Source organism: Streptomyces sp. H27-C3 (assembly GCF_030063415.1).
GTDB lineage: Bacteria > Actinomycetota > Actinomycetes > Streptomycetales > Streptomycetaceae > Streptomyces.
Genome location: NZ_JASITA010000008.1, coordinates 1 through 18,713 on the forward strand (window position 1 = coordinate 1; position 18,713 = coordinate 18,713).

At 65.5% G+C, this 18,713-nt stretch carries 19 protein-coding genes; 13 read left to right on the forward strand and 6 right to left on the reverse strand.

Translation table 11 applies throughout. The features are described 5' to 3' along the window. The 11 genes from QMK30_RS09650 to QMK30_RS09700 form a co-directional block, all read left to right on the forward strand. The coding region (locus tag QMK30_RS09650; protein WP_283516798.1) for an IS3 family transposase at window positions 1–225 on the forward strand (225 nt) is incomplete at its 5' end. Window positions 226–450: 225 nt separating this feature from the next. Further along, window positions 451–1,113 (forward strand): HAD-IA family hydrolase, encoded by a 663-nt coding sequence (locus QMK30_RS09655; RefSeq protein ID WP_283516799.1) that lies wholly within the window; start codon window positions 451–453, stop codon window positions 1,111–1,113. Window positions 1,114–1,219: 106 nt separating this feature from the next. Continuing rightward, window positions 1,220–2,422 (forward strand): helix-turn-helix domain-containing protein, encoded by a 1,203-nt coding sequence (locus QMK30_RS09660; protein ID WP_283516800.1) that lies wholly within the window; start codon window positions 1,220–1,222, stop codon window positions 2,420–2,422. A gap of 188 nt (window positions 2,423–2,610) precedes the next feature. Continuing rightward, window positions 2,611–3,054 (forward strand): hypothetical protein, encoded by a 444-nt coding sequence (locus QMK30_RS09665; protein WP_283516801.1) that lies wholly within the window; start codon window positions 2,611–2,613, stop codon window positions 3,052–3,054. Next, a complete protein-coding gene (locus tag QMK30_RS09670) occupies window positions 3,051–3,260 on the forward strand; it encodes a hypothetical protein (RefSeq protein ID WP_283516802.1) in 210 nt (69 codons plus the stop codon). The genes QMK30_RS09665 and QMK30_RS09670 overlap by 4 nt, the downstream gene beginning before the upstream one ends. 65 nt (window positions 3,261–3,325) lie before the next feature. Further along, complete coding sequence (locus tag QMK30_RS09675) at window positions 3,326–4,198, forward strand: glycosyltransferase family 8 protein (RefSeq protein ID WP_283516803.1); 873 nt, start codon at window positions 3,326–3,328, stop codon at window positions 4,196–4,198. After that, complete coding sequence (locus QMK30_RS09680) at window positions 4,195–5,118, forward strand: phosphotransferase family protein (RefSeq protein WP_283516805.1); 924 nt, start codon at window positions 4,195–4,197, stop codon at window positions 5,116–5,118. The genes QMK30_RS09675 and QMK30_RS09680 overlap by 4 nt, the downstream gene beginning before the upstream one ends. After that, entirely contained in the window at window positions 5,115–5,846 is a 732-nt protein-coding gene (locus tag QMK30_RS09685) for a glycosyltransferase (protein WP_283516807.1), read from the forward strand. The genes QMK30_RS09680 and QMK30_RS09685 overlap by 4 nt, the downstream gene beginning before the upstream one ends. Continuing rightward, entirely contained in the window at window positions 5,843–6,775 is a 933-nt protein-coding gene (locus tag QMK30_RS09690; protein WP_283516809.1) for a PIG-L family deacetylase, read from the forward strand. Before QMK30_RS09685 ends, QMK30_RS09690 begins: the two co-directional genes overlap by 4 nt. Beyond that, window positions 6,772–7,386 (forward strand): dTMP kinase, encoded by a 615-nt coding sequence (locus QMK30_RS09695; protein WP_283516811.1) that lies wholly within the window; start codon window positions 6,772–6,774, stop codon window positions 7,384–7,386. Before QMK30_RS09690 ends, QMK30_RS09695 begins: the two co-directional genes overlap by 4 nt. 7 nt (window positions 7,387–7,393) lie before the next feature. After that, a complete protein-coding gene (locus QMK30_RS09700) occupies window positions 7,394–8,452 on the forward strand; it encodes a glycosyltransferase (RefSeq protein ID WP_283516812.1) in 1,059 nt (352 codons plus the stop codon). Here QMK30_RS09700 and QMK30_RS09705 read toward each other — a convergent pair. The 4 genes from QMK30_RS09705 to QMK30_RS09720 form a co-directional block, all read right to left on the reverse strand. Further along, window positions 8,422–9,465, reverse strand: a complete 1,044-nt coding sequence (locus tag QMK30_RS09705) for a phosphotransferase (protein ID WP_349362058.1) — start codon at window positions 9,463–9,465, stop codon at window positions 8,422–8,424. The two genes, QMK30_RS09700 and QMK30_RS09705, sit on opposite strands and share 31 nt — an antisense overlap. 389 nt (window positions 9,466–9,854) lie before the next feature. After that, window positions 9,855–12,929: a type I restriction endonuclease subunit R gene (locus QMK30_RS09710; RefSeq protein WP_283516814.1), complete on the reverse strand. Its 3,075-nt coding sequence runs from the start codon at window positions 12,927–12,929 to the stop codon at window positions 9,855–9,857. Window position 12,930: 1 nt separating this feature from the next. After that, window positions 12,931–14,148 (reverse strand): restriction endonuclease subunit S, encoded by a 1,218-nt coding sequence (locus QMK30_RS09715; protein WP_283516816.1) that lies wholly within the window; start codon window positions 14,146–14,148, stop codon window positions 12,931–12,933. Then, complete coding sequence (locus tag QMK30_RS09720; protein ID WP_283516817.1) at window positions 14,141–15,712, reverse strand: type I restriction-modification system subunit M; 1,572 nt, start codon at window positions 15,710–15,712, stop codon at window positions 14,141–14,143. Before QMK30_RS09720 ends, QMK30_RS09715 begins: the two co-directional genes overlap by 8 nt. A gap of 289 nt (window positions 15,713–16,001) precedes the next feature. Here QMK30_RS09720 and QMK30_RS09725 point away from each other — a divergent pair, with 289 nt between their 5' ends. Continuing rightward, window positions 16,002–16,565 carry a hypothetical protein gene (locus tag QMK30_RS09725; RefSeq protein WP_283516818.1) on the forward strand — a complete coding sequence of 188 codons (564 nt, stop codon included), beginning with the start codon at window positions 16,002–16,004 and terminating at the stop codon, window positions 16,563–16,565. A gap of 84 nt (window positions 16,566–16,649) precedes the next feature. Further along, window positions 16,650–17,210 carry a hypothetical protein gene (locus QMK30_RS09730; RefSeq protein WP_283516820.1) on the forward strand — a complete coding sequence of 187 codons (561 nt, stop codon included), beginning with the start codon at window positions 16,650–16,652 and terminating at the stop codon, window positions 17,208–17,210. A gap of 41 nt (window positions 17,211–17,251) precedes the next feature. Here the strand turns inward: QMK30_RS09730 and QMK30_RS09735 are convergent, their stop codons facing one another. Then, a complete protein-coding gene (locus QMK30_RS09735; protein ID WP_283516821.1) occupies window positions 17,252–17,569 on the reverse strand; it encodes a hypothetical protein in 318 nt (105 codons plus the stop codon). Between the two features lie 451 nt (window positions 17,570–18,020). Then, window positions 18,021–18,638: a GIY-YIG nuclease family protein gene (locus QMK30_RS09740; RefSeq protein ID WP_283516823.1), complete on the reverse strand. Its 618-nt coding sequence runs from the start codon at window positions 18,636–18,638 to the stop codon at window positions 18,021–18,023. Window positions 18,639–18,713 lie beyond the last annotated feature (75 nt).

The window sequence follows — 18,713 nt, forward strand, 5'->3', positions numbered from 1 at the left end:
TGGATGCTGACAAAGACCGAGTGCGTCCGCGGCCGTGTCTTCGCCACGAGGGCCGAAGCGAACCTCGCACTCTTCGAGTACTTCGACGGCTTCTATAACAGTCGGCGCATCCAGAAGCGGCTCGGCTGCCTCAGCCCGATCGAGTTCGAGGAGAGGTACTACTCCGATCAGGCAACGACCAGAAGAGCGAACCTGAAACCCCGTCAACCCTCCCTGACCAGCTGATCAGCATCTCCCGAGCAACGGGGGAACCTCAACCCACTGGTCAGCGGGATGTCATATGACACGGGCGGCGAGATCCTACAGCCGCACCCTCCAGGTTCCCAGACTCTGCCTGCCCCAAGATGTCCTACACAGCGTCGTCGGCAGAGCCGAAGAGATACACGGTGAAAGACCGGAACACCTCGCGGTAGCGTCGGCGTTGAGGTCAACGGAGAGGAATGCCGCAGCATGCCGCAGCGCACGGACCACGACTACCACGACACCCCGCGCGGGCTCATCCTGGACTTCGCCGGGGTACTCACCGGTGATCCGCGCTCCGTGCACCGCGCATGGTGCGAGTCGGAAGGGCTTCTCGCGGAAGCCTGGCGCGCGACCCTCAACGACCACCCAGAAGGCCGACGGCTGTACACGGCCCTGGAGATCGGACAGATCGGCCAGGCCGAGTGGAACGAGGGGACCGCCGCCCTACTCGGCGCGCATGTTGCCGCAGAGAACCTCATGGGGCGCGCGTGGGCGAAGGTACCGCCGGCCCGACGGATGGCGGCACTCGCCCGTGGCGCGAAGGATGCGGGATACCGGTTGGCGCTCCTGTCGAACAGCTTCGGGCTGGAGCCGTTCAACCCGTATGAGCAAGCCGGTATTTGGGAGCTGTTCGATGTCCATGTGGTCTCAGAGGCGGTCGGCCTGGCGAAGCCGGACTCGGCGATCTACCAGCTCACCCTGGACCGCCTTGGCCTGCCGGGCCCGGCCTGCGTTTTCGTCGACGACCACCCGGTGAACCTTCCGCCTGCGGAAGCCCTCGGCATCACCACCGTCCTCGCGACCACGGAGGACGAGACGGTCGCCGAGCTGGAGCGCCTGCTCGGGGTGAGCTCGGTCCTGCCGGCATAGGCACTATCCAGCCAGCCCACCAACTCCCCTTCCGCGAAAGGGCGCGCGGCCACGGTGAAGTGGGTACGGTCCAGGTCTGGCTCGATTGGCCTGGGGAGTTACTGCCATGCAATGGTCGGAATACACCACCGCTGAACGGCTCAAAGCCCTCCGCAGCGGGATGACGCAAGAGCAGTTGGCGGAGGCTGCCAGGGTCTCGGTCGGTGTCGTACGGAAGCTGGAGCGCGGCGGCACTGCTTCTCTTCCCTCCCTGCTGTCCATCGCTTCCACGCTCGGTACCGACATCGCCGTACTCCTCGGGCAGCAGGCACCACGCCGCTCGATGGACCGTGACGAGCGGGCGGCCCTGCGAACCCTTTCGGCGGCCACGCACGATGCCGCGATCGGCATTCCCGGCGATACCGAGCCGGGCACCGTCGCCGAGCTGCGGACCGTCATTCAGCACGCGGACGCCGCTTACTGGGCAGGCCGGTACACCGAACTCGGCACTCTGCTGGCCGCCTTGCTGCCAGAAGCTCGTGCTCGGTACGACGCCGCAGACACCGACGAGAGAGAAGCCGCGGCCGGTGTACTGGCCGACGTCTTCCAGACTGCGGGCATGGCCGCGAACATCTGGGGTTCACGGGACCTGGCCTACGCCGCCCTCACCTACGGGCGCCAGATCGCGGTCCAGGCCGGCGACGACCTGCGCGAGGCGCATCTCGCCGCCACGACAGCGTGGGTGAACCTCCGCGACGGGCGTACGGCCCAGGGTTTCGCGCTGGCCACCGCGCAGGCCGACCGGATCGAGCCGAGGATGTCCGAGCACGACCCCGACCGGCTGTCGGTGTACGGGCAGCTCGTCACCAACGCGGCCGTGGCCGCCTCGCGGGGAGGGGCTTCCGCCGATACGGCGCGCGAGTACCTGTCCCAGGCTCACGCGGTCGGCGCCCGCCTCGGCGGTGAGCATGCGCGTGGCGGCCATGGCCAGCCGTACGGTCCGCTGTACGCCGCTACCCAGGCCATGAGCATCGCTGTTGCCCTGGGCGATACAGCGGGGGCGCTGAGGCTCATGGACACCGTCCAGTTGGACGAGACCGTTCCGCTCGCGACCCGGGCCCGATACGGGCTCGACGTCGCCCTGACCCATGTGGAGTGCCGCCGGTGGGAGCGAGCGGCTGACAGCCTGGCGGGGGTCTGCGCCATGGCACCGGGGTGGGTTCAGCATCAGATGTTGCCCGGCGTGATCATTTCGCGGTTGGCGGGCGTATCCGTGGGCCGACTTCGAGGGCTCGCGCACGCGGCCGGCGTCCCTCTGGGCGTGCGCTGACCGCCGACCACCACGCTTCGTGGCAGTTTACCGGTCAGGGCTGCGACGCCTGCCACGCTCCGTAGCACTCCGTATCGTGCTTATCGGCGCTACCAGTACGGGGCATGACAGCCCGCACCCCACTCAACTTCCGCCGTAGCCACAGCCCGTACCTGTTGGCGAGAGTGCCTTCTCAGCACGCTGGGGGCATGCCGAACACCTCGTCCGCCGGTCTCGGACACGTCCCCGTCGCCGTCTACTCCTGCGCCGCCGATTCCCCTGCCGTATGCGAGGCGGAGCGTCGCGCTCGCCATTACGCCGATGCCCGCCACTGGCACGTCGCCGGGGTCTGGTCCGACGACGACCCCGCCGTGCCGCTGGACACCCGGTTGGGCTGGTCGGCCATCACGGGTGCCCTGGCGTCAGGTCTGGTCCGTGGCATCGTCGTCGCCGAAGCCGCCCACGTCAGCAACGACGCTGCCCAGTTCGCTGCTCTCGGCGTCCTGATCCGCGACCGTGGCGGTTTCCTGGCCGAGGCGACGAACGCACCCTCCCGTCACACGCCCGGTCAGTGCGAGCGTCGCCGCGTCCTCTTCGAGGCAGCGTCCGGCTGGACGCCGTGGGGACACCTCGTCCCCGGAATCGTTCGATGAGCGGGGCACGTGCGGAGGTCGGCGATCTGGTCCGGGACGGCACCGGCCGGGAAGCAATCGTGACCGACATCAAGCAGGGAAAAACCTGGGTCCTGCGTCCACCGGCAGGCGTCATGACACGGCAGTGGGAGACCGAGGACCCTGACTCCCTTCACGTCCTGGAGACACGCATGTTCCGGTTGGCGCGCGAGCGGGGCGAACAGTGAGCGGCCCGCGCAGCACATTTCCCTCCCTGCTTCTGGAAGGCGAACCTCCTGTGTACGCATTCGGCTTGTGCATCGACCAGCGCTATCTCGTCCCCGGCCTGGCCGCCATCACCGCCCTCGCGGACAGCCTCACCCCGCGGGCCCGTCGGGGCGTGGCACTGCGCGTCCTCACCCTCGACCTGATTCCGTCCCAGTCCGTCCTCCTCGCGCACCTCGTGCGTCGCGCCGGATTCGGCTCCTTCGACTTGGCCCACCGCGCCCCGCTGCGTACCGCGCGGATGGCGGAAGCCTCGTACATCAGCGTCGCCACTTACCTGCGGTTCGAGTTCACCGCCGAGTTCGTCCGACGCCCGTATCTGATCTACGTCGATGCCGACACGCTCGTACGAGGCGATCTGAGCGCGCCACTGAGCGACTTACCGCCGGGCGAAGTCGGCGCCGTGCGGGACGAATTCACCCCATCGGTCGGCGAGGGCCACGCCCTGCCCGGTGCCGCAGAACGCTGGCCTCACCTGAAAGGCAGGCCGTACTACAACGCCGGCCTGTTGTGGGCCCACGTCGCCGACCTGCCCCGTGTACGTCGCGGAGTGGGTCACGCACTGGTCCGGCAGCGTCGGCACATCCTCCACAACGACCAGGACGCCCTGAACCTCTGGCTCCTCCGCACCGGTCGCGTCCGACCGGTCGGCCCCGGATACAACCGCTTCGAGCTGGGCCGGTTCCTCGAACGCGGCAATTGGGTTCGCCGCGTCGTCACCCGCTCTCCTCGCCCCGACGCCGCCGCGCCCCTCGTCCACTTCGTGGGTCCCGAGAAACCGTGGCAGACAACCTGCCCCCGCACCGAGGAAGTCCGGGAGTACCGCACGCTCCTGCGACGCACAATGCGCCACGTCCGCGCCCTGGGCTCCGCATACCCCGAGCAACCGGAGCTCCGATGAACACCACTCCCGTCGTCTCGCCCGTCCCGCCGATGGTCTCGCGTGCTTGCAGCCTGTTCCTGAGAAGTCCCGCCAAGGCCGCGGAACGCCTGGCTGCGGGCTCCCGTACCGCCGTCTACCGGGTCGCCGTCCACGACGGTCCGAGGGTGATCGTGAAGCTCTACTCCCACACCGCACGCCGGAATGCCCTCACCGAAGCAACAGCGATACGTGCGGTCTCGGCTGCCGTACCCGTACCGAGGGTGCTCGGATACGGCACCACCTCCAGCGCCGGCGCGACCGCCCTGATCACCTCCGACCTGGGGCTGGACACCCTCGGCTCCGCCGTACGCTCGGGCAGCGTCCCGCGTTCCCAGGCACTCAGGGACCTCGGCACACTGCTCGGCCGCATGCACGAAGCGCCCGTTCCTGACACGGTCCATCACAGCCTCGTGGTCGAGAGCATTGCCTCCCTGGGGCGCCGCTGCCCACCCGCCGTGCTCGACCGACTCGCACCCGCGCTCTCCGTCATCACCAGCGCACCACACGACGGGGAGTCGGCCGTGTGGTGTCACGGCGACCCTCACCTCGAAAACGTCGTCCTTGCCGGAGCTCGGCAGACACGCCACTTGGTCGACTTCACCGACGCCGCCCCAGGGCGCCGGGAGGCTGACCTGGCACACGCCCTCGTCATGACCGACGCCCACTCGCAGTGGGACCGGCACGCCCTCCTCGGCGCCTACCCCTATGCCCTGAGCGACGCCCACCTCTCGGCATGGACGGCGTTCCTCATGGTGCGCTGCTGGGCTCATGCCTGCCCCGGCAACGAGCGGACCATCTGGTCCGCTCGCTTGGCCGACCTGTCCCGCCGAACACCGCACCTCTTTCGGCCCGACGCAGGGCACTCCCCCGCACCGCACGCGAGAAGGAGAGCCCGATGAGCAACCCTGGCCTGACCGTCGTCATCCCCGCCCACAATGAGGTCGCCTACCTGCCGCGCTACCTCCCCACCGTCCTCGCTTCCCTCGCACGGTGGGAGGCAACGAGCGGTGAGCAGGGGGAAGTGATCGTGGTCGACAACGCCTCCACTGATGCCACCGCCGATATGGCCGCCACGTTTGGCGCCCGCGTGATCAGCGAATCTGTCCGCAGCATCGGCCGGGTGCGCAACACCGGTGCGTCCGCTGCGCGCAGCCGCTGGCTGTTCTTCACCGACGCCGATGTAGCCCTGCCCGTCGAGGCGATCGGCGCGGCAGCATCCGCGCTGGATGCCGGAGCCGTCGGTGGAGCGATCCCGCCCCTTTACACACCGGAGCGGCTCGGGGCGCGGCTTTTGTGTGCGTACTGGGACCACTACCGTGCCCGTCATGGCGGCGCGCAGGGGGTCGCCCAGTTCGCCACCGCCACCGCATTCCAGATGGTCGGTGGCTACCGCGAAGACCTGCTCATGAGCGAGGACGTCGACTTCTTCGCCCGCTTGACCGCCCACGGCCGCGCCAGCGCCGCACCGGTCGCGATCCTGGACGACCTGCGCGTGCGCCCCTCCACCCGCCGCTACGACCAGTGGTCGAGCCTCCGGATGCTGTGGTGGCAGAACCCGGTCACCGCTCGCCTGCGGCTGGGCTCCCCGCGCATGTGGCGCCACTGGTACGAGACCACCGTCCGATGAACCAGGAGCCCCGGATTCACGCCACAACCGCCTTCGCTCACGCGTCCTCGCGGCCGGTCGCCCTGCCTGTGCCGGACGCGACAGGGATCTACACGTTCCCCGACGACCTCGACCGCGCCCACCAGCAGTGGACCCGCCAGCTCCTCGACCGCCACCGCGCCCACGACCACCAGGTCATCGAGCTCATGGCCCCGCACAGCGGCCGGCCCCACTTCATCGAAGTGCGCCGTCCCTCCGGCCGGCCCGTCCTCGCGCTCGAACCGCACCACGACGACTTCGCGCTGTCGGCCTCCGGGACCTTCCTCATCCATCCCCGCCCACTCACCGTGGCCACGGTCTTCACCCGCTCCACCAGCGTCCACCCGACCCTGGAGGACGCCTACAGCAGCGAGTCCGCGGTCTCCCACCTCCGCGACAGGGAAGGCGCCGCCGCACTCGCTCCGCTCACCGCGACCCGCCTCGCGCTCGGCCACAAGGACGCGGAAGCTCCGTACCGCCCGTACGACCAAGCCCGCCTCGACCAGATCACGGAGGAACTCCGCGCAATCGTCGCCGCCCACCCGAACGCCGAACTCCTCGCCCCTGCCGCAGTCACCCGCCACCCCGACCACCTGCTCATACACGACGCTGCGGTCCGTCTCGGGTGCCGGTGGTTCTGGGAGGACTTGGCGTTCTGGTCCACCTACGCCCTCGCGGGCTGCGATCAGCACCTCTTCTACTCCCGCACGCGAGCGGCGCTCGTACCGTCCCTGGTCGACATCACCTCGGTGGTCCTCGACAAGTGCACCGTCATGCGGATGCACGGCTCGCAGATGTACCCGGCCCGGAAGATGTACCGGCCGATCCGGCACGCGTGGACCGTCGCCGCCGACCTCCTGGGCAGTTCCGGAACGTACGCCGAGCGCTTCTACCGGACGGAGTCGCTGTGAAGGTCATCGCGATCGAAGGCCCCTCGTACGCAGGGAAGTCGACGGCGATACGTCACCTGCGCGACCGCGGCTTCGAGGACCGGTCCTACATCGCGGACTGCTACGTCAAACAAATCGGACGCCGAGACGCCGTACCGCCGGCACGCACCGCGTCCGCCGCCGAACAGGTCGCCGCCTTCGAGACGTTCATGGCCGTCGAGGAGGCACGCGTCCTCACGGCGCTCTCCAGCGCGAGGCCCTTCGTGATCCTCGACCGCTCCGTGGACACCCTCCTGGCTCACGCTCACGCCCTCGACGCCTTGTTCGGGTACCTCGTCCAGCACCGGCTGCGCGACCGGCTCCAGGTCCTCCCGCACCTGCGCCCCGACCACACGCTCTACCTCGACGTACCCGGCGAAGCACTCGGCCTGCGTCGCAAGAACGCCGGCCACACCGATACCGAGCCCGACTATTTCCTGCACGAGCCCGCCTTCCTCATGCACACCCGCGACTACTTCCTCGCCCGCGCGCAGACTCCGGTATCCCGGGAGGTCACCGTGATCCCCGCTGACACCAGCCGGGACGGCATCGCCCACGCGGTGGAAGCCCTCGTCTCGTTCTGGACCAGGTGACCCGCCCGTGCCCACTGCGCTCTTCGCCTGGCGTCGCACCCCGCCGCCGCTCCTCATCGGCGGTGCCGAAGTCACCCAGCAGCTCCTGGCCGAAGAACTCGCTGCCGCAGGCTGGCAGGTCGTCTACCTGGGCTCACACCAGGCCCCTTGGGACCAGACCACGCAGCTCCCCCAGTTGCGCAGCCTGCTCGGCGCACACCGCTTCCCGTACGAGGAGGCCGAGGGAGTACTCCGCTACCGCTGGAACGGAGTGGACTGCATCGCCGCACCGCAGGACCGGGTCGCCCCCACCCTCCACGAGCTGCAGGTCGGCCTACGCCCCGATGCCGTGTTCACCTCTCAAGAGGGTGCTGCCGACCTCGCCGAGCAGGCCCGTCCTGTTGCACTCGTCGTGGGCATCCTGCACTCCGTATCGAAGACTGGGCTCGGGGTCCTGGACGGACGACCTCAATACGGCCTGGCCGTATCGGAGTTCGTGCTCAGTCGAGCACCCCAGTACAACGGCACTCGCCTCGCAGTCCTCCACCCACCGTTCGTGCAGCCCACGCAGGATACGAACGTGCTGCGGACCGACTCGGTGCTGATGGTCAACCCGATTCCGGCGAAGGGTTCCGTCCTCCTGCACGAGGTCATCCGCACGATGCCCGAGCAGCACTTCACGCTGGTCGAAGGCTGGTGGAACACCGCCGCCGAGTTCGCTGCCTATCTGAACGTGGCCTACGTCCCCCGCACGTACGACATGGAAAACCTCTACCGAAGCCACCGCCTGCTGCTGGTGCCGTCCACCGTGGAGGACGCGTTCCCCCGCGTGATCGTCGAAGCCGCGCTGCATGGCACTCCCAGCATCGGCACCGACCGAGGCGGCATCCCGGAAGCGATCGGCTCCCACGGGCTCGTCCTCCCACGCACCGCAGACCCACGGGCCTGGGCGCACGCGATCAACACCGCCGACCGCCAGACCCTCGGCAGCCAAGCCCAGCACCACGCGGCAGGCTTCACCGGCCCCAAGCTGCCCGCACTCGAAGCCCTCGGGATCTACCCCGCGACGAACGCGTCCTCGACCTGATCGAGCCGCTCCGTCCACCAGCGCAGCAACGCCTCGTCCGCCGTGAAGAGGTCGTCGAACGAGAAGTCACCGCGCTCGTAGTGGAACTCCAACTGCCAGAAGTCCGTCATCCGCTTCCACCACAGCCGCCGCACGCCGTCCGACAGCGCAGACGCATCCAGCGGCACCACCGACCGATAGCCGCCGACGAACGCCGACACCCGGGCGAGATCGAACACCCCGTCCACGCCGAACTGCACCTGGGCCGTGCGCGCGACCTCTTCGGCGTACGGCCGGATACCGACGCGGTCCCAGTCGAGGATGGCGGTCAGCTCGCAGCCTTCCCACAGCAGGTTCCGGTACTGGACGTCACCGTGCGTCCACCCATGGCTGCCACCAGGGACCTCGTCCTGCGGGCACCGGTCCGCATACTTGCCGATCAGCACACGTCGCTGCTCCAAAGCTGCCGCTGCCGCCGTATCGAAAGCGGTGCCGGCCCCATTGCCCTCCACCAGTCCGGCCAACCGTTCCAACTTCTCCACCGCTCGCTCCGGCGTCGCCACGTCGGAAGTCACCGACGCAGGCACCGCAGGCAGCAGACCGCTGCCGCAGGCCCGGCCGAGCCCCTCGTGTAGACGACCCAGGTGCGTTCCCAGGGAAGCCGCCTGGGACAGGCTGAGGTCCACACCACGGAGGTGGCTCCCGGCCGCCCACGGGAAGAGGCACCAGACACCACCGTCGACCTCGGCCACCAGGGCGCCGGAGACGGTGGGGGCAGGAGCGCTGACCGGGATACCCTCGCCGGCCAGCGCATCCAGTACCCCAAGGTTGCGCACGAGCCGATCGAGCGACACGTCGGTGACCCGCTTGAGCGCGAACACCCCGGCCGCGGTCTCCACCTTCCAGTTCGCGTTCATCAGCCCATCAGCGAGGTAGCGCCTCTCTCGCGCCTCCCCAAGGCCGAAAGCACTGGTCAGCTCAGCGAAGACGCTGCCGGGGATATCAGTCCTGTCCATCGCTGTCGCATCAGTCACGCGAAGGACGATACGCCGCGCTGGCACCCCCAGAAGCGAGGTTCACGACATACCTAGAGGCAGGCGAGTCCCTCCGTCCGCCTGAGCATCAGCGGTCACCATTCGTCGGCCGAACCGGTGAACCAGGAGGCGTGACGCCTAGTTCTCCACGTCTGCCAGCGCGACAGCCGGTAGCCATGCGCCCATGGACCTCCACTACCGGCACGAACTCGACCGCCGCTTGTTTCGACTCCACGCAGACCCTGCAGCAGACCATGACGGCTGGACATCCATTCCCTAGGAGGAACTGCTGCAGGGTTGAGTGACACCCGACCTGGATCGCTGAGAGGCGGACTGGAAGGATGTCGCAATGCCCAAGCCGCATCTGAAGGAGTTCCACGAGACGTCGTTCAGTAGTTCTCCCGTACGTACTCGTACGTTCGATCGAACAGCTTCCCCTTGATCGGCAAGCTGTACTCCTTTAAGACGGAACGCAGCTCGCGACGAACGCGTTTGTCGCCTGCGTCGCTCGCGCTCCAACCGGCATAGGCGACCTCGACGACGATCGAGTCGATTCGCGAGGCTATGTCGGGGACGATCTTGTGCAGCCCAGGCGGTGTGTTCTCCGCGACGATCTGAGTGAGCGCCCCACGCTTCGGATCGGCCAGCCGGTCGAGCGTTCCCTGGTCGCCCTGTTCCGCTGCCCGATCCGCGGCGACCACGTCCTGAGCAATCTTCAGCGCTGCCTCGAGGAACGCCAACGAATCCTCGACGTTCTCGATCGCCTTGGCACGGAGCTTCTCGATCCGCTCCGCCAGCGACCGATACGCCGGGCTTTCGGTATTGGCGAGCCGACGCCGGAGGCGTGCCTCGATGGAGTCGAGGACCTCCTGGTACACGTTTTCTGCTTTCGACTCCGGCGTCTGGTGCTCAGAGAGCTTCAGCCGATCGGCGATCTTCTTCACCAGCGCTAGGCCAGCAGCGTCGAGCGTGACTGTCTTCGACGGCATTGACTTCACACCCACATCGGTCATGTGGCCGTGAATCAGGTCAGTGGTCTTCGCGCCGAGACGTGCCCAGAGGAACGTCTTGGAGACGTCCTTGGGCCGGATCGACTCGTACACCTTCGCGAGCCAGAAGTACTGCCCCTTAAATGGCTGGAGCATCGGATGCGGGTCGAGGAACTCCCACACCGTCTGCAGCGCGACGTAGGTCTCGATGAACTCGGTGCGCTGCGTGCCGCCCTCGGGGATCCGCTCGTGGGCCTCGGCGAGCGACTCGAACGACGAGTCACTGGTGTCGATGCCGTCGAACAGATAGAGCAGACGCGTGAGGTCAGCAACGAACTTTCCCGCCAGCTTGGAGGCATCGGTGACGTTGAGCTCGTCCTCTTCGTCGTCCTTCACCTTCGGGCCGGCGACTGCCTTGCCGATGGCCCTCGCAAGCCCGATGTAGTCGACGACCCGCCCGAAGTCCTTGCGCTGACCAGTGACGGGGTTCTTCCACGGACGGTTGGGCCGCGTGATCGTCTGGAACAGGTTCGTGTCCTTGGCGGGCTTGTCGAGATACAGCACGCCCTCGATGGGCGCGTTAAAGCCGGTCATCCACTTCGCGGTGACAACGATGAACGACATCGGGTCATCGATCTTCTTGAAGCGGCGTTTAAGCGCCTCCTCCTGCTCCGGAGTGAGCAGGTGCTTCTTGTGCTCCTTGGGGGTCTCCTTGCTGTCGGCAACATGCATCACCACACCGACCTCACGGAGTCGCCCGTCCGGCATGACTGCGGTACGACGCTCCAGCTCGGCCTCGATGGCCCTGGTGTACGCGATCACAAGGCGCTGGTTGTAGGCCACGACCTGAGCCTTCTGTCCCAGAGGCGCGACGTAGGTAAGAAAGTGGGCGACGATGTCGGCACACACAGCAGCCACACGCTCGGGGTTGGAGAGGATCGTCTCAATGTGAGACGCCTTCCCCGACAGAAAGACCTTCTCCTCCTCGTCCAAGCCCTCCTCCGTGGCCAGCTCGTCGAAGGCTTCGTCCAGGGCTTCCTTGTCGAGGTTGAACCCGACAGACCGGCCCTCCACGATCACTGGCTTGGTGAACCCATCGGCGATGGATTGCTCCGGCGTATACCGCGACATGACGAAGTCCGGGTCGTCAGGGTCGCCGAACAGCTTGAACGTCGAACGGTCCTTGTCCTGGATCGCAGTACCCGTCGCACCAAAGAACTTTGCGTTCGGCACCGCCGCACGCCATGCATCGCCGAACTTCCCCTCCTGCGAGCGGTGCGCCTCGTCCACGAGGACCACGATGTTCGATCGGTTGTTCAGATGGCCGGCCTCGGTGAACTTGTGCACCGTCGTGATGACCACACCGGGCTCACCGCTACGCAGCAGAGCATGCAACTCCCGCCGGTTGCGGGGAACCGACATCCGCGGCATGCCGGCAGTCTCGAACATCTCCGCCGTCTGCCGGACCAGATCCTTACGGTCGGCGATCACGATGACCGTCGGCGCGCTCCCGAACTTCCTCGTCACTGCGTCGTCGCGCAGCAATCGGGCTGCGGCGAACGCCATGAGTTCGGTCTTGCCCGATCCCTGGTGATGCCAGATCAGTCCGCCAGGACGGCCTGCGAGCACCTTGGCCTGGATCGCCAGAGCCGCCTCGAACTGCGGATACCGAGGCAAGAACTTGATGTCGACCTCGGAGGCGTCACGAGCGTGCCGGTACATCACCAGGTCTTTGAGGATCGGCAGGATTGTCTCCGGCCGCAGCAGCAAGCGCGCGGACCGTTCGACTCGAGCCGGTCCCGTGACGGTGTTTGCGTCGTCCTCAGTTGACCCCCACGGGGCCCAGATCTCAGAGTCGGGGTCCGGGACCGCGCGGATCGGAGCCATCCGGAACTCCAGGCCCTCGGTGGCTACGCTGAAGACGTTCGTCGCGAAGAAGTTCGGGTACTCCTCCTCGTATACGTCGTAAAGGTCCTTCGCGGCGTTGACCCATGAGACCTGATGCTTTACAGGCGTCTTAGTCTCGGCAACGACCAATGGGAACCCGTTGACGTAGTAGACGACGTCGAACCGGCGCGTTTTGGTCGCACCGCTGACGGTGACCTCGTCAGCGACGGTGAAGCGGTTGTTGTTAAGGACTTGGAAGTCGATCAGCCGACGAGGCACATGCCTACCATCGATCGTCGTGAACGAGTGGTCGCCACGAAGCATCACGGTCAGCCGCTCGTTGGCTGCAACGAGACCATTATGTGCATCGAGGACAGCCTGATTGACCTCATGCAGTACGAGATCCGCCGACTCAGGGTCGTCGACCAGCTCTGGGTTCAGCGCGATCAAGGCTTCGCGTGCCCAGTCCTCGACGATGACGTCATGCTCATCGCGCGGTAATGCTTCCCCTTGGAGACGTTCCCAGCCGGCTTCCTCCGCCCATTCGAGCAGTGAGCGCTGAATGGTGCTTGCTTCCGTCCACCCCACGTTAGGACACCCCCTCGAATGCAGCGTCGTAAGACTCGGGAATCTCGATTTCCTGGTTCAGGAGCGATTCCAGGAGCGCGGATCGGATGGTGCGGAGGCGAGCAAGCTCGTTCGTGATCTCATTCAGGCTCAAGGCGATAGCATCCGCAACGAAAATAATAGCCCGCTGCTCGTTTCTGTCAGGAACAGGCACTGCGCGAGCAATGTAGTCCTTGACTGAGAGGTTTGTGATTCCAGTTGTTCGCCGACTGAAGGATCGCGTGAGACCTGCGTTCCAGTCATGCTGGAGCCGCCAGAATAGATAGCGGGGCTCGACCTTTTCGACGCTGGGTCGCAAAAGTCGCTGAAAGTCTGTCGGGATGCACGGCGGTAGACCCGATTGAGCAATGACTACCCGTCCAACGGGCTGCTCTGGAGAACCGCCTGATCGCTCTAGAATAATGTCGTCAGATTGCACAAGACGCCGCTCAACTTGTTTTTGTGTGAACGACCGAATTGGCGACCCGTCAGTAACGAATCCTGTTGTCGTAGGGGCATAGATTCGCGGCCCCAGAGCCAGCACATCAACCTCATTCTCGCCCTCGGGCGAGCCCCAAATTCCACCGACCACATGCGAACAGAGGTCCTCAATGGGAAGCTGGCGTCCGAGAATTGATTCAAAGTGGTCAGACAGCGCACACCGCAAGAGGTGGCGAACTGTTGCCGCTTCCGCGTCCAGTGTCGCGATCTGCGCGTCCACGGCAGCCATGACATCAATGACGCGGCGCTGCTCCGACAAGGAGGGGAGGGCGATCTCAATCGTCAAGAAGTTAGCGGGCTTGACCCGTTCACGCCTGCCGCCCATGCCGGTCGACAACGCCTGCAGTTGCTCCCAGAGTCGTTTTGTGGTGGTAAGAAGCCGAATGTATTCGGGTAGCATTCGCTTACCGCACGTGAACGTCGGAAATTCTTGCGACGCGTAAACCTCGCCCAGATCGTTCGGCGTAACGGTGATTGCACCTTCGAACGCCTTCAAGCGGCTGTAGACGATCTGATTGGGACGGATGCGATTCAGCGTCTTGTACGAGGTCTCATCGCCAGAGATCGGGTCCCGGAACAACAGGCCCCGACCGCGGTTCAAGACACCGACGATGTCATAGGAGGTCGTCGCCATGGCCGGGACCGCATCGATGTTCAGCGCGATGACCTCGTTGAGCCGGACCCGCTCCCACTCAGCCACTGGACATCCCGAACATGCTCAGGTCGACGCCTGCCGCTGCGAGTCGCTCGAACATGACAGCTTCGGTATCCATCCGGTGTTGGCGAGCATCGGCATACGCGACGAAAGCTGCACCCAGATCGGCAGTTTCCTCTGCAGCAACTTTGATGTAGCGGCCGATGTTCAGGTCGAAGTCGTTCTGCTCGATTTCCTCGAACGGCACCAGCCGGACATTCGCACCGTCCTCACCATCTGGGTCGTGGCTTGTCTGGTATGCCTCGATGAGAGTCTTGACGTCATCCTCGGACATACGGTTCTGCTTCTTGCCCTTGACAAACCGGGCCGAGCCGTCGATGAAGAGGACGTGCTCCTTGCGTTCGACAGGCTTCTGGTCGCGGAAGATCAACAGGCATGCCGGGATTTCCGTCGAGTAGAACAGCTTGGGCGGTAGTCCGACGACGGCATCCAGAACGCCCTTCTCGATTAGGCCCCGACGGATCTTCGCTTCCGCGCCTCCGCGGAACAGCACGCCGTGGGGCATCACCACGCCGACACGACCAGATCCAGGCTTCATCGACGAGACCATGTGCTGGACGAAGGCGTAGTCGCCGTTCTGCGCCGGCGGCACGCCGCAGATGGCTCGCGGATCCGATGACCAGCGGTCCGCTCCCCAATTCACCAGCGAGAACGGCGGGTTGGCGATCACGGCGTCGAACTGACGGACCGCACCGTTGGGGTCCTTGAACGCAGGAGCGCGGAGAGTGTCTCCACGCTTGATGTCGAAGTCCTCGATCTCGTGTAGGAACAGGTTCATTCGTGCGATCGAGGCCGTCGTCAGGTTGATCTCCTGGCCGTACGCCCTGAGCGTGCGGTGATCCTTGCCGGACTCGCGCAGCTGGTTGATCGTCGCGACAAGCATCCCGCCGGAGCCGCAGGACGGGTCGTAGACGGACTCGCCCGGCTCAGGCTGGAGGATCCCGACGAGCAGGTTCACGACCTCACGGGGAGTGAAGAACTCGCCAGCCTTTTTGCCCGACTCGTCGGCGAAGTTCTTCAGCAAGTACTCGTAGCCCGCGCCGAGCAGGTCGTGCGAGACCGTCGACGGATCGAGCCTGATCTTGTTGAACGCTCGGATGAGCCCCAGCAGTGCCGACTCCGGGATGCGCTCCTGGTTGCCCCACGAGGCGTCGCCGAAGACGCCAGCGAGCGAGCGGGGGTTGGCCATTTCGATTCGCTGGAAGGTCTTTGCGATCTCCGCACCGAGGTTGGTGCCCTTCTCGGTGACCTCGCTCCACAGCGTGCCCGGGGGCAGCTCGAACCGGTGGAAGTCGGCCTCGATCTCGTCGTCGAGGTCGTCGCCGTACTCATCGAATGCCGCGTCGTGCTCGTGGACCCAGGTGTCGCTGATCCACTTCCAGAACAGCATCGGGAAGACGTAGGTCTTGAAGTCAGCCGGGTCGACGGGGCCGCGGAGCGCGTTCGCGGCGTCCCACAGCCGGGCTTCGAGCTCGTGCTGGGTGATCGTCACAGAGATGAGGTCCTTCGTTGAAGACGGTGCCCCGATTATGGAGGAGGGCACTGACATTGCAGGAGTCCGGTACGGCAGGCAGCAGCGACCTACAGACGATGACCAGCAACCACGCTTCGAACCGAACGTGATCGCGGACACACCAAGACTAGAGCTCTGAGCTACAGCGTAGGCACGATCCCGGCTGATCTTGCAGGCTCTCGTAATGCATAGGCCATCGATTCGCGCCGATAGGCAGCTCCACCAGCCGGTGCCTCCATCTCACGGGCCAGGTTGGCGTACAGCCTGCGCTCATGGGGAAAAGAAGGTCTGTCGCTTCCGCCTGTCGTTGCAGCAGGATGTCCGCATGCCCATCAACGACCTGTCGCCAACAGAACGCAAGGCGCTCCTGGCTGAACGCCGAGAGGAGTACAAAAACTTCTGGCCGGGCGCACACGGACGCCGAGCTCGGTATGCCATCGAGCTGTTCCCGCTACTCCATGCCGACAAGCCACAAGGACACGTGCTGATACCCGCCACGCACGACATGCGCCTCCGCAAGGTCGCGGAAACCTTCGGAAAGTACTTCAAACGAGAGCTCGGATTCGATTTCATGCCCTTCGTAGCGAAGCGAAGCGCCTTGTATCCCGCTGATCCCACGGTCGAAGTCGCCCTCTTCGATGCGAAGAAGGTTCAGGCAACCTTCCCGATCGCGGCCGGCGCCGCTGGACTGAGCATCGTGGAGGGGCAACGTTGGCTGGACTGGATCTGGATCCACCCGTTTGAACGAGGGAAGGGTCTTGCCAGTCAGGCTTGGGATGACCTAGAAGCCGTCTACGGGAGCGAGTTCAAAGTCCAACCCCCTCTCTCTCGCCCCATGGAACTGTTCCTTACGCACCGAGGTATTGCCCGCGAACGATGGAGCTTCTGAGTAGACGCCGGAGCCCGGCTCAACGCTGCTGTGTCTGGCCGGTGACTGTCGTGACCGCCGCTGTTGTACGGCAGGATCGTCCGCATGGATCCAGCCGTGATAGCCGCACTCATCTCGACGCCTGTCGCCTTGGTCGCCGCCGGTGCCGCTTACGCCGCTGGCCGCACGCAGTCCCGTGGTGCCCATGGGGGGCCTGTCGACTCTGTTCGACGCGCGGCGCAACGCGAGGCATACGCCGGGGTGCTGCATGAAGCCCAGGACCTTGCGACCCACATCGGCCCGATCGCCTCCGCGGCGGAGCAATATCAGGTCGTCCGCCGATTGGGCATGGATCCACTAGCATCGGACGAGACCTCGGCGGAGCAGGCGCGGGAAGCATTGAGCAACCTCCCCGTCTCGGACCTTTCCAAGGCCGTCGCTGTCGTGCGGCTGGAAGGTCCGGATCACCTTGCTGACCTCGCAAACCAACTTCTGCACGATGCGTTGACCCTGCACGCGTCGTGCGAACGACACCTCAGCCCCTATCGCAACATCCTCGGCGGACCTCACGCGCTCCCCGGCCATGAGAGGCGACTCGCGGCGACAACAGAGAAGTTCATCGTCGCCGCACGCAGCCATCTGAATCGGCCAGGGTTCGAGCTTTGACTTCGATATGACGTCGGGACACGGCACGTGGGAGTTGAGGGCTAGAGAGGATCCGGCCCACACACGCCACAGTGCTGCTTCCGCGTTCCCTTCAGACGCAGTTCCTCAGCCGTGTACAGGTCGGGGAGCCGCGACCAGTAGTAGGCGCCGTACGCCACGAGTTCCTCGTTCCCCTGCAATCTCTGCAGACCCTTCTCCGCGGAGTTGAGGGTGGGGCAGTCCCAGCGGTGCAGTCGGTTGCCGCTCTGCCCGATCTCGTAGGTGGCGCCGACTGCCAGTTGTCGCTTCCACCGGGAAATGTCGACCTCAGCCTCCCGGTCGACCCGGATGTCGTCGCAGGACCGGCAGATGCCATTCACGTGCTCGCAGGAGCACTTGCTGCAGCGGACACAGGGGACACAGGGGTGGCTGCGCCGCGAGGGGACGACGGGCATTTCATGAGCCGTGAGCGCAAGCCCTTGGTCCGCGTGGTCGCCCGTCTCGACCACGCCAGCGTCTTTCAGCTCGGCCAGGTAGGAATCGACGGACTAACTATCGGGGATACCCGCGAGCACGGCGATCTCTGGCAGGGGGGTCTCGTCGCTGGAGGCGACGAGAACGGCGCACAAGGGGCGGCTGGTGGGACTGAGAGACGCTCAGCAGAGAGCCGCGGTGCATAGTGGCTGTGCGGAGCGGGCGAGAGCGCGATGAATGGGCATGTGAGGCAACCTCCTGCTGCGGCGTTGATCCGTTTGCGAGGGTTTGCGGGCGTGAGCAGAGCCTCCGCGGGGCACACCCCACCGCGTGCATCGGTGAGGCGCAGGTAAACCCTTAGGAGTTTGTGGGCCCTTCATCGGCGTACCGCTGGAGGAAGGCGTGAGCAGCCTCATCGATCTCTTGGACAGGGTCGGGGCGACCCTGGAAGTCGAACCACTCGCCGTGAGTACGCTTGGCGTCGAATTGCTCATGCAGGTAGCGCTCAAGAGGGAACCCACCGCGAGCAGTCCAGCGGAGTTCCAATGTGGCCGCGGAGCCAGCTTGCAACGACTTCACCCGCTGGGCTATGTCCCTCGCAACGCCGATCTTGATTGATTCCGGGGCGTCGTCGGTCGATATGACATACACCCACCGGTCATCGAAGGGAACCTTCTCGCGCACTGCACGAGGCATGGGCTGCTCCATCAGTTCGATCATCTCCTCATACTCACGATCCATCCGCTCGTTGATCGCAACCGTCAGACGGTTCAGCTTGTCTCGAGCTTGCTCGGCAGTGATTGCTCCAGCAGCAATCAGATCGAGGATCTCAACCACAGCTGGGACTTCGATGTCAGTGCCCCAACTGGGAGCGTCTCTTCGCCTGTCGTCGCCCCGCATAAGCCCCCACTGCAGGGTGACGTTCTCGATGCGATGACTACCGAAGGCCAACTGCACTGTGAAGGATTGCGCCACGAGGAGTCCTCTCAGTCCAAAGGGTGGTGTGGTGCCGGATGAGGCCATCGTCGGCGATACCACTGACACCGGTGG